Raw genomic sequence first — 17,773 nt, 5'->3', positions numbered from 1 at the left:
GATTTGACGGGTTTTGTTGTTGATAGATACAAAAACCGCGGCAGACGAGTTGGTGAAGACTGGTCAACCGCGGTTTTTGTTTTCTTTGTTTTTTTAGTTTTGATTACGCACGACGATGGCGAGCAAAGTAAGTGCCGCCTCCGATTGCTGCGATTCCTGCAACAACAGCCGCTATAGCTGCAACAACCTTAAACGTAGTGCTGTTGGATGCGCTTTGTGCTCCGTTTTGAGTGCCGCCAGACGCTTGAGCGTTCTTAGACTCACTCTTAGATTCGCTCTTGTAATCATTCTTGGAGTCGTTCTTAGACTTGCTCTTTTCGGAATCCTTTGCATCGTTCTTTGCGGACTCGCTCTTAGCATCGTCCTGCTTTGACTCGTCTGCTTTGGCTGTACTCTTGGCTGCAGCCTTAGCGCCAGCGGCTGCAAGCGCTGCTGCGATGCGGTTAGCGTGCGCAGCTCCTGCAACATTATTCGCTGCAACGCCATTAGCGTTCTGAGCATTAGCTCCGTTTGCACTCTGCGATTGTGCAGCTGGAATCACAGCGTTAAAGCCAAGTTGCTCGTTTCCGAACAAGTTGTTTGCATATCCTGCAAGATACTGGTTGTAGTAGTTGGAGTTGCTACTAGAAGCATCACTACTGGAGCTGGAGTCGTTGCTAGAGCTGGAGCCAGAGTTAGAGCCAGAGTTAGAACCAGGCACTATTGCATCTCCGCTTGGTGCTGGCGCAGGCGCAGGTGGCGTTGGAACTGGAACTGACGGCTCTGGAGCTGGTGGAACCACTGTGTCTTTTACGTTCTTATTAAGCGCGTCTGCGTTATCGTTCAACGTAGTTGTCAACGTTTCAAGCTGCGTGGTGTAGCTCATCAAATCCGTTTGCATATTCTGGAATCGCCCAGTAGCAGCAAGGAACTTGGCCCTGTATGTTTCCCGAGTAGCTTCATTAGGCAGCTTCTTGATTATCTCGTTAAACTTAGCTTCAGCAGCCTTAACAGTCTTTTGTGCTGTTGTAACCTTAGCTTTTGCGGCTTTAAGAGTGGCTTGAGCAGAGGCAACCTTAGCCTTAGCATCTGCAACGGTCTTTTTAGCTGCCTTAACAGCCTCAATCTTTTTGGAAACATCAGCTTTAGTTTCTACAACCTTTTTATTTGCCTCATCTGCTCTTTTACTTAAAGCAGAAAGCTCGTTGTTTACTCGTTCTTGCTGATCATTAGCACTTTTAACAGCCTTTTGCGCATCAGAAACTCTATTATTTGCTTGTTCAATCTTTTTAGTTTCCGCTTCGACTGTTTTCTCTAATTCAGCAATCTTATCAGCTAGCTCATCAGCCTTTTTGTTAGCAGCCGCAAGCGCTTCACTTTCCCTATTCTTGTCGGCTTCTGCAGCTTGAACCGCTTGCTTTGCAGCATCCACCTTGCCTTGAGCAGTATTAACAGCATCACTCAAATCGCCATCAATCGTAGCCTGTTTTGCATTTGCTGCTTTATGAGCTTCTTCTGCAGTATTCTTAGCATTATCAGCATTTTTGTTCAAATCAGTCGAAGCTGCTTGCAACTTTTTAAGTTCTTGCTCAAGTTGCTTCTTTTTGTTTTCTCTAGCATTTTCGTCAAGCTGAGCATTAGCATCTGCCTTCTGCTTTTCTTCTTCATAAAGCTTTTTCGCAGCCTCAGCAGATTTTTCCAGAATGCTTTTGGTTTTATTTGCGTTTTTAGACTCTTCTTGAGCTTGCTCAAATTTGCTAACAGCATCGTCGAATTTTCTTCGAGGCCTTTAATAGCGGCACGATCCTGTTCGCTCATGGCGTGCTTTTTCTGCAAAACCTTATATCTGGCGTTAAAAATAGCCATATTTGCAAGGTTTGCGTCCGCATTAAGCTGCTTCAACTTTTCTGCGTTATCTGGTTCCAAGTTATTGTTATTAGGATTAACTTTTTTAACATAAGCATCAAGCAAATCCTTATATTGGCTAACTGTAATCGTCGATTCGTTGCTACCATGCCACATGGCAATATCTTGGTATTTGTTTTTATTGTCATACGAGTTGTCGCCTTCGGCGAAGCCCGCAGCAGTATTTGACCTATCGGCAAAGTTTGTGTAATGGCCAACTGCGTTTATAAACTTCTTAGTAAGCGATTCATCATTGTCGTTTTCAAATAAGATAGTTTTTGTATTGCGAGTAAAATCTGCAAGATCATGTCTATGTTGTTGCAGTATTTCTTTAGCGCCATTTGCGAGTTTATGATTCGCCCATTTGCCGCTGCTAATTGTGTTGTCGTACAAGGTTTTTTCTATTGTGTACCAACCGTCTAGAGCGTTGTGTGAGTCGCCAGAGTTGATTTTGCAAGAAAAATGACCTTCGTCTGTTACATTGCAGTCCTCAAACTTCTGTGGATTTCTTGTATTGTCGTGCCCGTCTAACTTGTTGCTCCACGCAACATTTTCCGCAGATCGATTATATGCATGTGTTTTTAAATCTTCTGCTACATTATTAGGTTCATGAGATACAGCATGACCAATATACGCGGCGGAGTAGAAGGAGTGTACAATGCTCTCTGCAATATGCGTTAAGCGCACGCCGACTTCTGGCAAGGAATCGTCTGCCTTGCGCAGCTTGTTAAGAGCATCGTAGTATGTTGATGCTTCAATCATATTTTGCAGCGAGTCTGCGCTACCAACCCTGCCAAGTCCAGGCTTTACTAAGTCGTTGTACCAAGTTGGAGCATAAACTGTGTATCCTGGAGTAGTATGTGTGACATTTCCAACAGTTTTGTTCTTATCAGGAACCGTATAAGATTCGCCCTTAAGGACTTTTTGAGCGCGCTCAGCGTCTGCAATAAGGTCAGCGTTGCCTGCGTTTTCCTTAGCTTTTTCGGTATCAATCACATATTGCAAGAACTTGTAGAAGTCAGACTTTTCTTCTACTTTTTTGTTTGAATCTTCTGTATCTGCGGTAAGATCGTATTCGTCACTTTTTTGTTTTGCTGTGCGTTTGGCTTCCTCTACATCGTTTTTTAAATCATAAAAGTCTTTGTTCTTTGACTTAAGCTCATTTTCTGCTTTTGTAAGATTGTCGCTTGCAGAGTTGACTTCCGAATCTTTTTTAGCAGCATTAGCCTTTGCTGAATCTGCTTTTTCTTGCGCTTTTTGAGCTTCTTTTTCTAGATTTTTAACATTCTCATTTTCGCTAGCAGATTTTGGATTTGTAAGCGCTTCTATCTGGGCCGTAATTTTCTTTTGATTGTTATTGTTTTCTTCAACAAGCTTATCTGCATTTTGTTTAAGTACATCTAACTGATTGGCCTTTTGCAATAATTCTTGATGCTCCTTTTTTGCATTGCTTAGAGCATCCTTGGCTTGTTGCAGATTTTCGTTTTCTTTCTCTTGAGCTTTTTGCTTATCTTTTAAATCTTCATCTGCTTTATCTGCTAGCTCTTTATGCTTTGCAGCGTCACTTTGAGCAGAAGCATTAAGTTCTTCGGCTTCTATTTGTGCATTTGCAGCATCTTTCCTTGCGTCTAAAGCAGCTTTTTCTTTATTTTTTTCTGCTTCTAATATTTTAGTTTTTGCTGTTACTTCGTCTTTTGCTTTAGATGCCTGCAATTGCTTTTCTTGCAATTCTTTATTTGCTTTAGTTTGATTTTCTTCTGCGAGAGTTTTCTCTTTTTGAGCATCCTCTAACTCAGATTGTGCAGTGCTGGCAACATTGTTGGCGTCGGTCGCAGCTTGATTAGCCTGATTATATTCGTCTTGAGCTTTTGTAAATTCTGTATTAGCTTCTTTTTCTAGTCTTTCGGCTTCGTCTGCAAGCTTGTTTGCTTCTTTATTTGCTTCTTCGCTGGATTTTGGATTGGATTGTGGTTCGGATTGTGGATTTGCGCTGTTAACTACATTGTTAGTTTCTTGAGTTATGTTTGGATTCTGTTCAACAGCGTTGGCCACATTTGCCACACCGAATAATGCCAGTGAACTTGCGCCTAAAGATATAGCGGCTGCGATTTTAGCATTCATAAAACCTCTCCTCATATTTGATAATAGGAAATCGTTAGTTTTCGTGTTTTTGAACAAGATTTTTTAGCAATTGCTTGCCGTTCGTCTTGTTTTGGAAAACATATTTTCTACCGGGGGGGGGTATATAGTTTTCAACGTGATTTTACCAAATACCTATGGATTAAACTGCGAATCGACGATTTCGAGCTGCATAATTTCCCCGTGTTTGTTTACTTTTTCTTGCTTTTGTTTCCAAAATTGACCAAAAAGGGAACAAACGCGGGTAAAAGGGAACAAACGCGGGCAAAATCAACAACAAAAACCGCGGTAGACGAGTAGGTATAAGACCAGTCGACCGCGGTTTTGGGTGATTCGCGCATAAATCGCAAGTAGGTTTGCTGGCGATTCGCGCTTTAATCAGCGCTACTTCTTGCGAATCGTGTACATTTGCGTGTTGAGCAATGCAGAATACTTCTTAATAACTCGAGGGCGAATAATCTTCATAGAAGCCGTCATTAAGCCGTTTTCTTGAGTAAACTCTTCTGGCAAAATAATGAACTTTCGCACAGATTCCGCGCGAGATACGCCCTCATTTGCAATATCTACAAACTTTTGAACTTCCGCACGCACAACCGCGTTATTTGCGGCATCTTCCATGCTCATAGTCTCGTCCAGACCCTTGGATTTAAGCCAATTGCGCAAAATCTCCTCGTCTAAAGTAACAAGAGCAGATATAAATGGCCTCTTATCTCCAAGAACAAGAGCTTGAGACACAAGCTCGCAACGCTTAATCACTTCTTCAATAGGGCCAGGAGCCACATTCTTTCCGCCAGCAGTAATGATTAAGTCCTTCTTGCGACCAGTAATGTAAAGCATGCCGTCGTCGTCAATTCTGCCCAAATCGCCAGTAGCATACCATCCGTCTTCTGTAAACGAAGTTTCAGTCGCTTCTTCGTTCTTGTGATACTTCTTAAATACGCAAGTGCCCTTAATTTGTACTTCGCCATCTTTGGCAATTCGCAAAGTGAAAGCTGGGAAAGCAATGCCAACGGAGCCTTCGTGGAATGGAACGCCAATAGGTGTAAATGCGCATGGGGCAGTGGTTTCCGTAAGACCGTAGCCTTCGTAAACTGGAACACCTGCGCCGCGGAAGAACGAAAGCAGCTCTGGGTCAAGTGGAGCCCCGCCAGCAACAATCCAGCGCGCGCGTCCGCCAAGCGCTTGGCGAATCGGGCGGTAAACCAGTGGATCGTAAGCAGCGCGGCGAGCCTTTGTTAGCGCCTTAGCGTCTCCATAATCTTGTACTTCCTTCATGTATTGCTGAGCCGTAACAACAGCACCCTGGAAAGCAAGTCCCTTAGCGCCGTGACCTGCCTTTTGCGAAGCCGCGTTATACACTTTTTCGAGCACACGCGGAACAACAATCATAACGGTTGGCTTTGCAACTTGAAGATCGGATATAAGCGTTGTAATGCCTTGTGCAATGTAGATTCTAAGCGTGCTAGCAACAACAATATAGTTGATTGCGCGCGCAAACGAATGTGCTTGAGGCAAGAACAACAGCACAGATCCATCAGGCTCGCTAAGCAAGTCTGGCAAATAAATCGGCAAGTTTAACGCCGTTGTGCAATAATGCTCATGCGTCATTTCCACGCCTTTTGGCGCAGCCGTAGAGCCAGAAGTGTACACGATTGAGCACAAGTCGGTTTTTTTAACCGAGTCAATGCGCTCGTCCAGCTCTTCGTCGCTAACAGCGTATCCAAAAGCCTGAAGTTCCGCCAATCCGCCTGTTTCTATGCAAATAATGCGCTCAAGGCTTGGGCACTCTTCGATTGCGCCATCTGCCTTTTCCTTCATGTCGGTTGTTCCAACAATCAAAAAGCGCGAATCGGAGTTGTTTACAATGTTGCGAATTTGTTCGGCAGAATCAGTGTCGTAAATCGTAGCAAGCACGCCTCCGCAAGCCATAACAGCAGCGTCTGCAATATCCCACTCGTACGAGGTTTTGCACATTAACGCAACAGCATCGCCCTTGCGCAAACCGTAGTGCATTAAGCCTTTTGCGGCATCTCGCACTTCTTTAAGGAACTGATTTGCGGTTTTTGTAACCCATTCGTCGTTTTCTTTGTACGTGTAAAGCGGATCGTCTCCCATTCGAGCGGCCCTATCTGCATACAAGTCGTAGATGCTTGTGCCTTCATCTAGCGGAGCGCTTCCCTCGGTTTTTGTAGTCAACAAGCCAGTTTGTGGGTCTAGGAAAGTGGTGGTTGGCATTTCTGCGCCCCACTCTTCTACGCGAGGCAGACGCGATTTTTGCGCAAGTAGCGTGTTTGCTGCTTCTTGTTTTTCTTCGACTTGCGAGTAGTCTTGGCTTCCCGAGCGATCGTCGCTAACTGGGTGTGCAAAGTTGCTGCCGATTTGCAAGGCCTTGCGGGCAAGGTTGAAAGCTTGCTGCTGGAGTGTGTTTAGCACGGACACGTCTGCTCCTTAATTGCGCTAATCTTGAGTCATAAATTTGCGTTGCAACATGTAATTTGTGTTGCAACTCGTGTCACAAAATCAGCTTGTTTTTAATCGCACAATTTAATGCGCGCTTACTTCTTTTATATATGATAATAGCTTGTGTGGCTCAAGTCACTTTTTGCCTTGATATTGCCTTGATTTTGTGTTGATATTTTTTGGATAAGCGCATGTCTAAGTGTTTTTGTAGACTAGATAAGTTGCTTTGGCGAGGGAATAACACTGCGATACTTGCGACGAGCGCTTTGCGATTGCTGCCTGCGATTGTTGTGTAAGTTCCGTTATCGACTGGGCTGATGCCAACTTATGGTGGTTTTCGGCGCGTCGGTGCGCCTGAAGCTGGATTTAAATAAGATTATCCGCATAATCCAGACCATAAGGAGACCGATATGGCTACAAAGATTACACTTGAAGGCAATGTGCGCAATGAGTTCGGTAAGGGTGTTGCTCGCCGTTTGCGTGTTGCCAATTTGATTCCAGCCAGCATTTACGCTGGCGGTGCTGAACCTGTACACGTTACTCTTCCAATGAGGGAGACCACTCTTTCGCTTCGTCACGCAAACGCCTTGTTTACCATTAAGTTTGGTAAGGAATCGCGAATCGCAGTTGTTAAGGATGTTCAGCGCAACCCTGTTAAGCGCATTGTTGAGCACATTGACTTCTACGAAGTTAAGGCTGGCGAGAAGATTGACGTTGAGGTGCCAGTGTTTGTTGAAGGCACTCCAAAGGGTGCTGCTGTTGCATTCGTAGACGTTCAGGAGCTTAAGGTTCGCGCAGACGTTGCCAACTTGCCAGAGCGCTTGGTGGTTAATGTTGACGGCTTAACCGATGGTACCAAGGTGTTTGCTAAAGACGTTAAGCTTCCTGAGGGCGTTGTTCTCGACATGGATGGCGAAGAGTCTGTTGTTAGCGTTACCGTTCCAGAAGATGCTGCTACAGAAGAGCCAGCTGCCGCTCCTGCTGCCGATGCTGCTGCTCCTGCCGCAGAAGCTCCTGCTGCCGAGTAAGGTTTTGCTTAGGAATTTTTCTTAAAAGTTTCTAAGTTTTTCTAAGATTTTATAAGCCGCGCGTAGTCAAGGTTTTCTTGGCTTGCGCGGTTTTTTTGAAAATCAAGAATCTTTACCGCGCTTTGTATCTCACTTAGTGCAAAAACCCTTGAAACAAAAATACTTATGGGGGGGGGGGTATCCGTGCTATCTGATAAAATACAAAGGTTAAGTATTACGAGTTGGGAGTTTCAGTGGATAAAGCAAAAGACGTTGCTAGCAAGGTTAATTCGAGCAGCAAGCAAGTTAAGCATAAAAGCGCTAAAAATAAAGGCGTTAGTAGTTTAAAGAATGTTTCTTCGCAAAGTGCGAATAATGCTTCTGGTCGCATTGGCGTTGCTGCCGTAGCTTTAGCGTCTACGCTGTCTATGTTGTTGCCTGGCGCAACTGCTTTAGCTAAGACTCCTCTTAACGCTGATTCTTTTGATTCGTCTTATGTAAAGAGTGCTGCTAAGACTTCTGGCAAGGGTGCTGGGAATGGCAATGGCAAGGGCGATGGAAACGACTTATATAAGAATGGATTGCTGAACACAGGTGCTACTTCTGAGCGCGCTATGCGACAGATGGTTGGTTCTGCTAAAGAATATTTAGTTAAGCATGCTGATTCTAATGCGGATTCTAACAATAGTGCGGCAGGCGTTAATAATCAGGAAGCGGCTGCTGGCGATTCTTCCGTAGGTGTTAAGGATTCTGGCGAGCGTTCTGGGTCTGGTTCTGAGGCTGCTTCTGAGACTGTCAATGGCGATAATGATGTCGATGGCGATGGCGCGGTTGCTAGTACCAATAGTAGCGATGATGTTAGCGTAGAATCCAGCAGCAAGCAAATCAAGCCTACAGCTGAACCTAAAGCTGCAACTAAGGGCAAGCAAAATAATCAAAAGGTAACAAAGTCAGATAGTAAAGCGGCTAAGAAAGAGCAATCAGCAGAAGCAAAGCCAGCTGAGACTCCTGCAGCAAAGACGGAGCAAACAAATACAGATTCTGCAAAAACGGATCCTGCAAAAACAGAAGTTGTGAATCCAACGCCTGCAGCGAAGACAGCTGATGCATCGAATCCAGAACCTGCAAATTCTGAGCCTGCTGCAAAGACAGATTCGGAAACAAAGACGAATTCTTCTGCAAATACTGAGCCAGATCAAAAGTCAGCGCAGCCTGCAAGCACAGAAAACGAACAGCCTGAAAATGCGCAAAACGCACAACCTGCAGCCGAACAGTCTGCAAGCACTGCAAGCACACAGCCTGCCGCAAAGTCCGAGAATGATTCCAATAAGTCAAAAGTGCGTTCTCGTAGAGATGCTAATCAAAATGATGAAGATTCTAACAAGGGGAGTAGTGTAGCTCCTGAAGGTACAGAATCTAGCGCTGGTGCTGGAACTACGGAGAACCCAAGTACAGAAAAGCCTAGTGCAAAAAAGCAAGTTGCAGAAAGCAATGCAGAGGGTGAAGTAACAGATAGAAACAATGAGAATGCGAATGGCTCTAATAATAATTCTAATGCCAACAGCCAGGTAATTAAGCCGAATGAGAAGAATCAAACGGCTGAAAGCCAAAACGAGGCCAACGAACAGGTACAAACCGACAAAAAGCCAACAGCTACATATAATTTGCAAATTCGCTATACGATTGGCGGCGCTCCAAATAAGCAGCTTGTGCAGCCATATGAGCTTACGATTGACGAAGCTAAGCTAAATGAGCTTGATAAACCTGAAAATTATGTGTATGTTAAGCTTCCAAAGTCTGCAGGATATAACCCTGCCGTATATCATAGTGGCAATTACCAGTACTACATTGAAAAAAAAGGCAAGTATGTTATTGATGATGGCATGAATGCGGATGCTGATCGCTACTTGCGTATAGACAAAAATCTTATTAAAGAATACGCTGTAAAGCAAAGGCAGGTTGTTGGAGGTAACAGCAGCGACCAAACTTCGCAGAATCCATCGTCTTCGCAAGCACCAGCAGAAGACGGCATTCAGTACTATGGCGAGTTGAACATAAACTATGCTCCTAAAACAGCTAAATATTACATTCGCCACATGCTGCAAGATGCTGACGATAGAAATAAATTCGAAGAAGATAAAAAGGTGCCAGGGGTTAAGACCCTTACGGTAGGTGGCAAGCAAATTCACGTTACCGAAGTTACTGGCACAGTCGGCTCTAATGTAAGCGCTGTTTCTGTGTATATTCCAGGCTACGAGCCAGAGCACAATTTGATTAGCTCGCCTCTTTCGGATTCCGAAGACGAAAAAGACAAGCTTGTTTTGAACCTTCGCTACTACCGTAAAGCTTACGACGTTACTTACGATTCTGCTGGCGGCACGGATGTTACTGCGCAAAAAGTGTATTATGATCAGCAAATAACACCAGGTACAAAGCCAACTAAGCGCGGCTACACGTTTAAGGGTTGGCAGATTGTTGACTCTACTTTTGGGGATTCTGCTGCAGGCACGACTTCTGAATCATCTTCTACTGGCTCTATGAGTACAAAAACAGTTGATTTTGATAAATTCAAGATGCCAGATCACGATGTTAAACTTCGTGCGATTTGGGAAGAGAATAAAACCACCAGCTACAGTGTGAGCGTGTGGGTACAAAAGGCGGATTTGGTAGACAAAGAGCATCCGGATTCGCGTGCAAACTACGACTTTGTTGGTCTTGTTGAGCGCAAGAATGTTAAGACTGGCAGCAGCGTTGATCTTAATAGTATGAACGATGCTGGCGTTGCTAATAATCCTAATAAATTAAGCGGCACTAATAAAGATAATCCTATTTTGGACTCTGAGCTTGGCTTAACTAAAGAAGAGTTGCAAGGCAAAAATTCTGATCACAAAGACGGCTTAATTGCAAAGTTCAATTGGATGAACGATACGCCTGTAACAAGCTTAGATGGGTATGATACTGAGAATCCTGGTGCCGAGAGCAATTACCTTAAAGATTCTGATGGTAATTATGTTAAAGGTCCTATTGATCCTAATAACCGTGATTTGGATAATAGAGTTTACAAGGATTTATTCACGCGTTACTTCAAAGTGAATAAAAAGCTTACTAAAAGATACACAAAAGATCCTAATAATACAAGCACTAAGCTTTCTGCTAACGACTTAGATAATACTTTTGACTTAGTTTACGACCGCAAAGAGTACGAGCTTATTTTTGCTGCTCCTAAGAACAGTAATAATGGTATGGGCGGCAATAATGCTGTTATAAATAAAAAGAACAGCAAAGGTGAGATAATTAGCTACTGCTACGCTGGCGGCGGTGATTGTTCAGATAAATTAGACAATAAGTCTACTTACACGTATGGTAATAGTTTTAATAAAGTAACTAACAAAGTTGATCATAATGGTTACCGTGTAAAGGTTCGTTACGGTCAGAGTCTTACTGATTTTTGGCCTAATTCAGATGAAGTAGACTTTATGGATGATGGTAACACTTCTTCATTAGGTTTTGTGATTGGTGGAAATGCTGATGGAGGTACTTATGGTACATATCGTGATACTCCTCCATTCCGTTTAACGAAAGAAGAATTTGTTGATCCAAAATTCCATTGGATGTATGGCAAGGGCACAGCTCCGCAGATTAGTGACGACCCTGCAGATAAAAATGCGTCAAAGTATACTGTAAAAGATGATCAGCGCCTACTTATTCTTGATTCCTATGATAATTCTATACAACTTCATGCTGCTCCTATACAGGTAATCATTAAAAAACAGAGCATTGCATCTGCAAAAAATGGCGATACTGGCAAAAATATTAAGTATGAGCTTTCTACAGATTCCTATAGTAAGGATGATACTAACAATAATGATTATGTGTTTCCTCCGTCTTCTATTGCGGGCTTTGAGTCAAAAATAACTGGTCTTAAACCTGCAAACAGTAATCGTGAAGATGGTGTTAAGGTTGGGGAAAGCCTCGATGCTTATGACTTCTATGAAAAAGTACATGAGCTTTATGAAGAAGTAACAGGTGAAGATGCTCCAGACGATCCTCCAGAAGAAGGAGGTGATGGCGATTTTCCTGCCCCTGATTATACTTCTGGCGAAGACGATGAGGATGGAGGACTTGCTCTTAAAAAGTTAAATGATGAGATTGCTAGAAGACTTAAAACTGATCCAGCATATAAGAAATATTACGAGTTTAAAAAGAAATATCATCTTGAGTTCCGTCGCTACTTCGCTGGCATTGAAAAAAGCTTAATTTTGGTGATGAGGTTAAGTGTAGAGAATTTGAAACTTATAATATAGTAACTCTCGAGTACAACCGCCAGAAGTACGCTGTGCAGTTTTATAATGCGGACGGCAATGCTATAACAAAAGATAATGTCGCTGCTAAAGAAAAACTGCCGTTCGAGTATAGCTTGACTAAGCGCGGCAAAAAAGATTTGACGGGCGAAGACAAAGATCTATACGGAAAAGATACGTCTTACGATGCTTCTGTAACTAAAGACGGTGGTACCAACACCGCAACTCAGTTAGATGGCAAGTACACTTTTACGCTTAACGGTACTAAGTACTCCATCGTTCGCCCTGATGATTTGCCAAATGACTACGTGTTTAAAGGCTGGGCTGTTGATCAAGCTGGTATTCATCTTATAAATGGCACGATAAACGACAATAGTGAAGGTGCTGAAGGCGGCAGCGAATCTGGGAGCAAAGATAAAGGCGAAGTTAAAGATTATACAATGCCAGTTAACGGCATTAAGCTTTATGCTGCGTGGGGTAAGCCAAAAGGTGTTAAGCACACTGTAACGATTGATTACAATATGCCGCAAATCGACGATCAAGGAAACGTAATTACAGATAGTGATGTAACAGAACAGTTTACAGTCAAGCACCGCACTGAAGTTAATGAGCAAGATCTTAAGGTACCAACGCGCAAAGGCTTCGACTTCTACGGATGGGAGCTTTATAAAAAAGGCAATGAGGTAGTAACTACTAATACTCCGTACGCTTTTAGTAACAAAGTAGTAGAAGATATAACGCTTAAAGCTGTGTGGGTTGAAGATACGCGCTACAACGGTACTTTTAAGCACGTGTTCTTAAAGCCAGGCGTGACGATTGATGACTATAAGAAGGCTACTACGGAAGAAGCCAAAGCAGCACTTGTAGATCACATTTCTACTCAAACGGTTTCTGGCTTGCGCGAGCATTTGCGCTACAATGCGGAAGCAGTCTACAGTGACGAAACGCACTTCCCAGATAAGCATTTCACTAGCTTTGAAGCCTCGAAGGACGAGAATAATAATACTGGCGAGTTTATTTACCAAACGTACAATACGCGCAAGTATAAGGTAAAGTATATTGATCAAAACGGCAATGAGCTTCTTCCAGAAAGCGAAGTCAGCTCTGTAAATAGAAAGTACGACGTAGCATTCTACAAGCCGATTGAAGGCTTTAAGCCTAGAGAATTGCAGCATACTATTACGTATGTTACCGATGATGACGGTAAGCAGATTGGGGATATTCCTCCTTACAAGTTTATATATGACGACGTTCGCGTGCTTAAGCGCCAGGATGATGCTCAAGCACGCCCAGATCACTACACGCGCTACGTGTTCAAAGTGGCCGATGGTCAGTCGAATATGGGCAGCATTGTTGGATACGATAGTAGGCCTGCTGGAGAAGGCGGTTTAGTCTACGACGTTATTGGCGGAACGAAGGCTTACCAAATGCCTTTACCTCAAGACCCAGCAGTTGCAAAGCAAGGCTATGAGTTTGAAAAATGGACTTCTGAGATTTATATAGATGATGGACATGGTGGGAAAACAGTTACTGGTGGTTTCGACCGTCTGCCAATTCTTTCTGAATCTCAAACTAATCCAAAGGTTGTTTACACTGCTAACTTTAAGCTTAAAGCGCCTGTTGCAATCGATACTAAGATTTTGAAGCCAACAGATACTTTGACTCTGGATGAGGCTTCAGCTAAGAATCTTATAAAGAATTCTAATGAGTATCCAGATGGTGCTACGTTCAGCTTTGCTGACGGCGCAACATTCGACAATACTCCAGGCTTGCACAAGATTAAAGTGCAAGTGAAGCTTGATGGAAATATTGCGCAAACTGAAGTGCTGTACCGTGTGCTTCCAGATTTGGTGTACGAAAGCGATTGGGATAAGTTTAAAGCTACAGGCTACGGCAGCACACATAAAGACGATTACGTGCCGATTAAGTTTACTGGTAGTAATGATAAAGGCAAGCTGATTGGCCACGATAGCGATAATGCTGATACTCCTGGCGGCACTACTACGCTTACTGCTTACGCTTATAAAGGTAAGGAAGTTAGAATCCGCGTGCCGCAAGCTTTCGGCAAAGATTACAGCGACCAGCATTATCACTACGTGTTTAAGGGTTGGACTACTGGGACGCAAACCGATCCAGCAAATATAACTAATTACGATGTTAAGTCTGAAGATCGCTACAAAACAGACACGTTTAATAATGATGTTACTTACACTGCTGTTTATAAGAAGATTGAATACTTCTCTAGTTCGTCTGACGGTGGTGAAGTTCCTAAGGATGCTGTAGTCGCAATCTTCAAGCCTGCTCCAGGGCGATTGTGGAATGACGGCACAAGCGGCCCTAAAGTGTTCTACGTAAAGAAGGGCACTGATATTTCCCAAATTCCTTACAGCTCTAGCGACCCTACTAATGCTTTGGTGAGACTTAAAGAAAATCTAACCAATGCTACTGGCACTTGGAAACGAAGCAGCATGCTTAATGACGGTAAGAAACTTGATGAAGTTAAAGATGTTGCTAAAACTGATGATAAATGGAAAGACGGCTGGAAAGTCAATGAATCATTCCAAGAGTTCGTGGCAGATCAAACTCCTTGGACAGAGCCAGATGTTAAGAAAGACTACTTCGTTGCTGTTCAAGGAGACGCTTCAACTCTTCCAAAGCTTAAAGATTATGTAATTAATCTTAAAGCTCTTTGTGATGAAGCTAAAATTGATGCTAATAATGTAGCAGACGTAAAAGTTGAATACGATTTGCCACAAGAAGAGCAAGAGAAATTTAAGCAGAAGATGCTTGATAAGCCTGCTACGTACACTATTCCTTTGAAGATTACTGTTAATTATAAAGACGGAATTAGTGCAAAAACGTATAAGAGCGTTGGCTTACTTAAAGTAATACATAAGCTTATGTACCCAGAAAGCTTGCCGAAGCTTGCGAATGGAGATATTGACTTTAATTCTCCAGAAGCGAAGCAGGTATTTAATAACAATTTTGCTAAAGTGAACTTTATTAATGCGTACAAAGACCAGTATTCGCGAGACGGCAAAGGAAGCTTTGGCAAAAATGACCGCACGTTGTATTACGCGCTTAAAAATTCTGCTACTGGCGTAAAAGCGCCGCAGGTTACTGGCAAGGATTATGACGCTAATGGGTATCATTACGTGTTCAAAGGCTGGAGAAAGCTCGACAATTTTGTTGATCCTGCTGCGAATAGCACTGTGCATACGCGTGCAAGGCGTAGCTTGCCTGATTATTCATCAATTCCTTTCACTACTTTGATGGTAAGTGAACCAGAATCTGTGACTAGCGTTAATAATGTGCCAGATACAAATAAGGATCTTTTAACAGACGAGCAGATTCGTAATGAAATGCATGATGCGGATACAACGTATCAGGCAGAGTACGATAAAATACCGAACGTAATCGACGCTTCACAGCAAGACGAGATTCCAGATGGATATGTTGCAACCATATTTATGCCAGGATATGGAAGAAAGTGGTCTGATGGTTCACATAGGCCAAAGATTATGTATATTCGACATGGCAAAGATAGGGAAGCAAATATTAAGTTTGCGCAAGAAGTTGCTAATCGTATGAGTAAAGACCTTTCTGGTTTTACTAATTGGCAAATTTATGATGCTAAGAATAATAAGTCAAGTATTTTCCTAAGTGATAGTTGGAATATATCTACTCCTAGAATACTTGTTGCGGAACAAACTGGTACTTCAGATATAAAGATTCCAGAAACAGTTATTGGCGTGGGTGAGAGTATTCCAAACGTTAATAAGCTAGTGCATAACACTGACCCTAAAGTGAGTGTATCTGTAGATAGTAGCTCTACGGTTGATGTTTCAAAGCCTGGAATTTCAACAATTATGGTGAATGTAACTAAGCCTACTGATGAAATTGATACGGCTACAAAAAAACATAAAACTGTTACGACTAAGTTGCCTGTGCGCGTGTACGTTTTGCCTAAAGTTATTGCAGATAACGATTTGCCAGCTGAGGGCACTGCTGCAGCCAAGTTTGTAGAAAAGAACTACACGAAGGTGACGTATGTAGCTGGTGAGGGCGGAGAAATGAAGTCTCCTGTGTTCACATACTGGGTGCGTAAAGGCGCTAAGGATTTGCACATGCCAGTTCCAGATGTGCTTGCAGCTAATGGCTACGTGTTCAAGGATTGGACTTCTATCACGACTGAGACTCCAGTAGCTCCAGCAGATAGACGCAAGGCTACAGAAGAAGAACGCGAAGCTTTGGCTCGTTTGGCTAAGATTGACGGAATGCACGATGTTGCAAATCAGATTAGTGATTCGCGTAAGTTTACGTTTGCTGCTTTGCAAAATCTGCTTAACGAAGCGCGAAAGAATCGTGCGAAGCAAGAAGCTTACAATGTCTACAATGCTAAGCGCGAAGAATTAGCTCAGGTTGCTGAAAGAAAGGGTAATACTAATCTAGCTCAACAAATTCGCGATTCTCATGATTCCTTGCAAGATATTAAGTATAAGCTTGCAAAAACTGGTATTGATGTTGACGAAGTCATTGAGCAACTTCATGAAAAGGCTTTGCTCGTGAAACTTGCAAAAGAAGCTGGAAAGGAATGGCTTGCTAAGCAAATTTCCAATTCCAAGCGTTCTTCAATAGAATCGCTGAAGAATTTGATGCGAGAAGCTGGAATAGACTTGACATTTGCTAATTATGAGGAAACGAATAAGAGTAATGTCAGTGATGAACAGCGAGAATTGCTTGCTGAGATTGCTGATGAAGCAGATAAGCCATTTGTTGCAAAGATAATTCGCAGCTCCAAGAAGTCTAGCTTGGAAGTTTTGAAGCAGCTTTTGCGCAATGCTGGTGTGGATTTGTATGCTGTTCCTGCCTCTGAGCCAAAGAAAGAAATCACTATTACTGCCAACTTCGAGCAGATGGATCCTGTGGAGTTTAAGTTTAGTGGCAAGGCGATTGAGGGAGTTCCTGCAACGTTTACGCTTGCAAACTTAACTAGGGGAGTTCTTAATGCTGATGGAACAACGAATGCAAACGCAACTGTTTCGGTTGATAATAAACAGTTTATTGTTAATGCGTTGTCTAGTAGTAGTAGTTTGAAACAGCTTGGAATTTCTCCTTCTTGCAGCGGCACGACTTGCACAATTTCTGGTACACCGAAGATTGTTGATGGTAAGAAGGTTGTTGAGCTTACTTTCACGAGTGTAGATAAGTATGGTCGCAAAGCTAAGGTGACGGTTGATATTGAAGTGCTTCCAGCATCGAATGATGTTAATCCAACGCCAACGCCTGAGCCTGATTATTCAACGGTTCCTTCGGATTATGTTGTTCCAGCGTATGAGCCAGCACCTGTGCCAGCTCCTGTTCCTGTTGTGCCTTTGCAAGATAAGCAAAAGACGGGAGTTAAGGGAGATTTGCTGCCTCAGACTGGTGTTGATGCTTCGCAATCTGCGTTAATCGCAAGCTTGTTAGCATCTGTTGGTTTTGCTGGGTTCGCTGCAAAGCATAGGAGAAAGCGCGAAGACGGTAAGAATAACTAAGCGAGTCGAGGGTAGTAACTAAAATAGCGAAGGTTCCGGTTCACGCTTAGCTATTGGGGCTTTGCGACCCGGGTCGCCCGAATTCCATAGGAGACATTATGAAGCAGGGTATTCATCCCGACTATCACGCAGTGCAGGTTACCTGCTCTTGCGGAGACACTTTTGTAACTCGTTCCACCGCTGATGGCGATCATATGACGGTTGACGTGTGCTCAAAGTGCCACCCATTCTATACCGGCAAGCAGAAGATTCTCGATACCGGCGGCCGCGTGGCTCGCTTCGAGAAGCGCTACGGTAAGAAGACTAAGTAGCTTTTTAATCGCCAGCCCTGCTTTCGTGTAATCAGCGGAATCGGGGCTGGCGTTTTATGTGCTAAACATGCGTGTATCTTACAATATTTAATTTAATATTTTCGATTTAAAAATCCGCGTTATGCGCGACTATA

5 protein-coding genes and 1 pseudogene are annotated in these 17,773 nt (G+C 43.2%); 3 read left to right on the top strand and 3 right to left on the bottom strand.

Features of this window, described 5'->3' with window-relative positions:
- Positions 1–103: 103 nt before the first annotated feature.
- From D0T20_RS06550 to D0T20_RS04470, 3 genes are all read right to left on the bottom strand, one after another.
- Positions 104–1,531: a hypothetical protein gene (locus D0T20_RS06550; protein ID WP_116438512.1), complete on the bottom strand. Its 1,428-nt coding sequence runs from the start codon at positions 1,529–1,531 to the stop codon at positions 104–106.
- On the bottom strand, positions 1,528–4,005 hold the full coding sequence (locus D0T20_RS04475) for a coiled-coil domain-containing protein (protein WP_116438511.1): 2,478 nt from the start codon (positions 4,003–4,005) through the stop codon (positions 1,528–1,530). Before D0T20_RS04475 ends, D0T20_RS06550 begins: the two co-directional genes overlap by 4 nt.
- Before the next feature lie 402 nt (positions 4,006–4,407).
- On the bottom strand, positions 4,408–6,462 hold the full coding sequence (locus tag D0T20_RS04470; protein ID WP_116438510.1) for an AMP-dependent synthetase/ligase: 2,055 nt from the start codon (positions 6,460–6,462) through the stop codon (positions 4,408–4,410).
- 431 nt (positions 6,463–6,893) lie between these two features.
- On the opposite strand from D0T20_RS04470, the gene D0T20_RS04465 reads away from it, so the two are divergent.
- The 3 genes and pseudogenes from D0T20_RS04465 (at position 6,894) to rpmE (ending at position 17,639) form a co-directional block, all read left to right on the top strand.
- Positions 6,894–7,511 carry a 50S ribosomal protein L25/general stress protein Ctc gene (locus D0T20_RS04465; protein WP_004132884.1) on the top strand — a complete coding sequence of 206 codons (618 nt, stop codon included), beginning with the start codon at positions 6,894–6,896 and terminating at the stop codon, positions 7,509–7,511.
- A 233-nt stretch (positions 7,512–7,744) separates the two neighbouring features.
- Positions 7,745–17,328, top strand: a pseudogene (locus D0T20_RS06530) (InlB B-repeat-containing protein).
- A gap of 98 nt (positions 17,329–17,426) precedes the next feature.
- Positions 17,427–17,639: a 50S ribosomal protein L31 gene (gene rpmE, locus D0T20_RS04450; RefSeq protein ID WP_004113085.1), complete on the top strand. Its 213-nt coding sequence runs from the start codon at positions 17,427–17,429 to the stop codon at positions 17,637–17,639.
- The last annotated feature ends 134 nt before the right edge of the window (positions 17,640–17,773 follow it).

This window comes from Gardnerella piotii (genome assembly GCF_003397585.1).
In the GTDB taxonomy this organism is placed as follows: domain Bacteria; phylum Actinomycetota; class Actinomycetes; order Actinomycetales; family Bifidobacteriaceae; genus Bifidobacterium; species Bifidobacterium piotii.
This window is presented reverse-complemented; position numbering and strand designations above follow the sequence as displayed.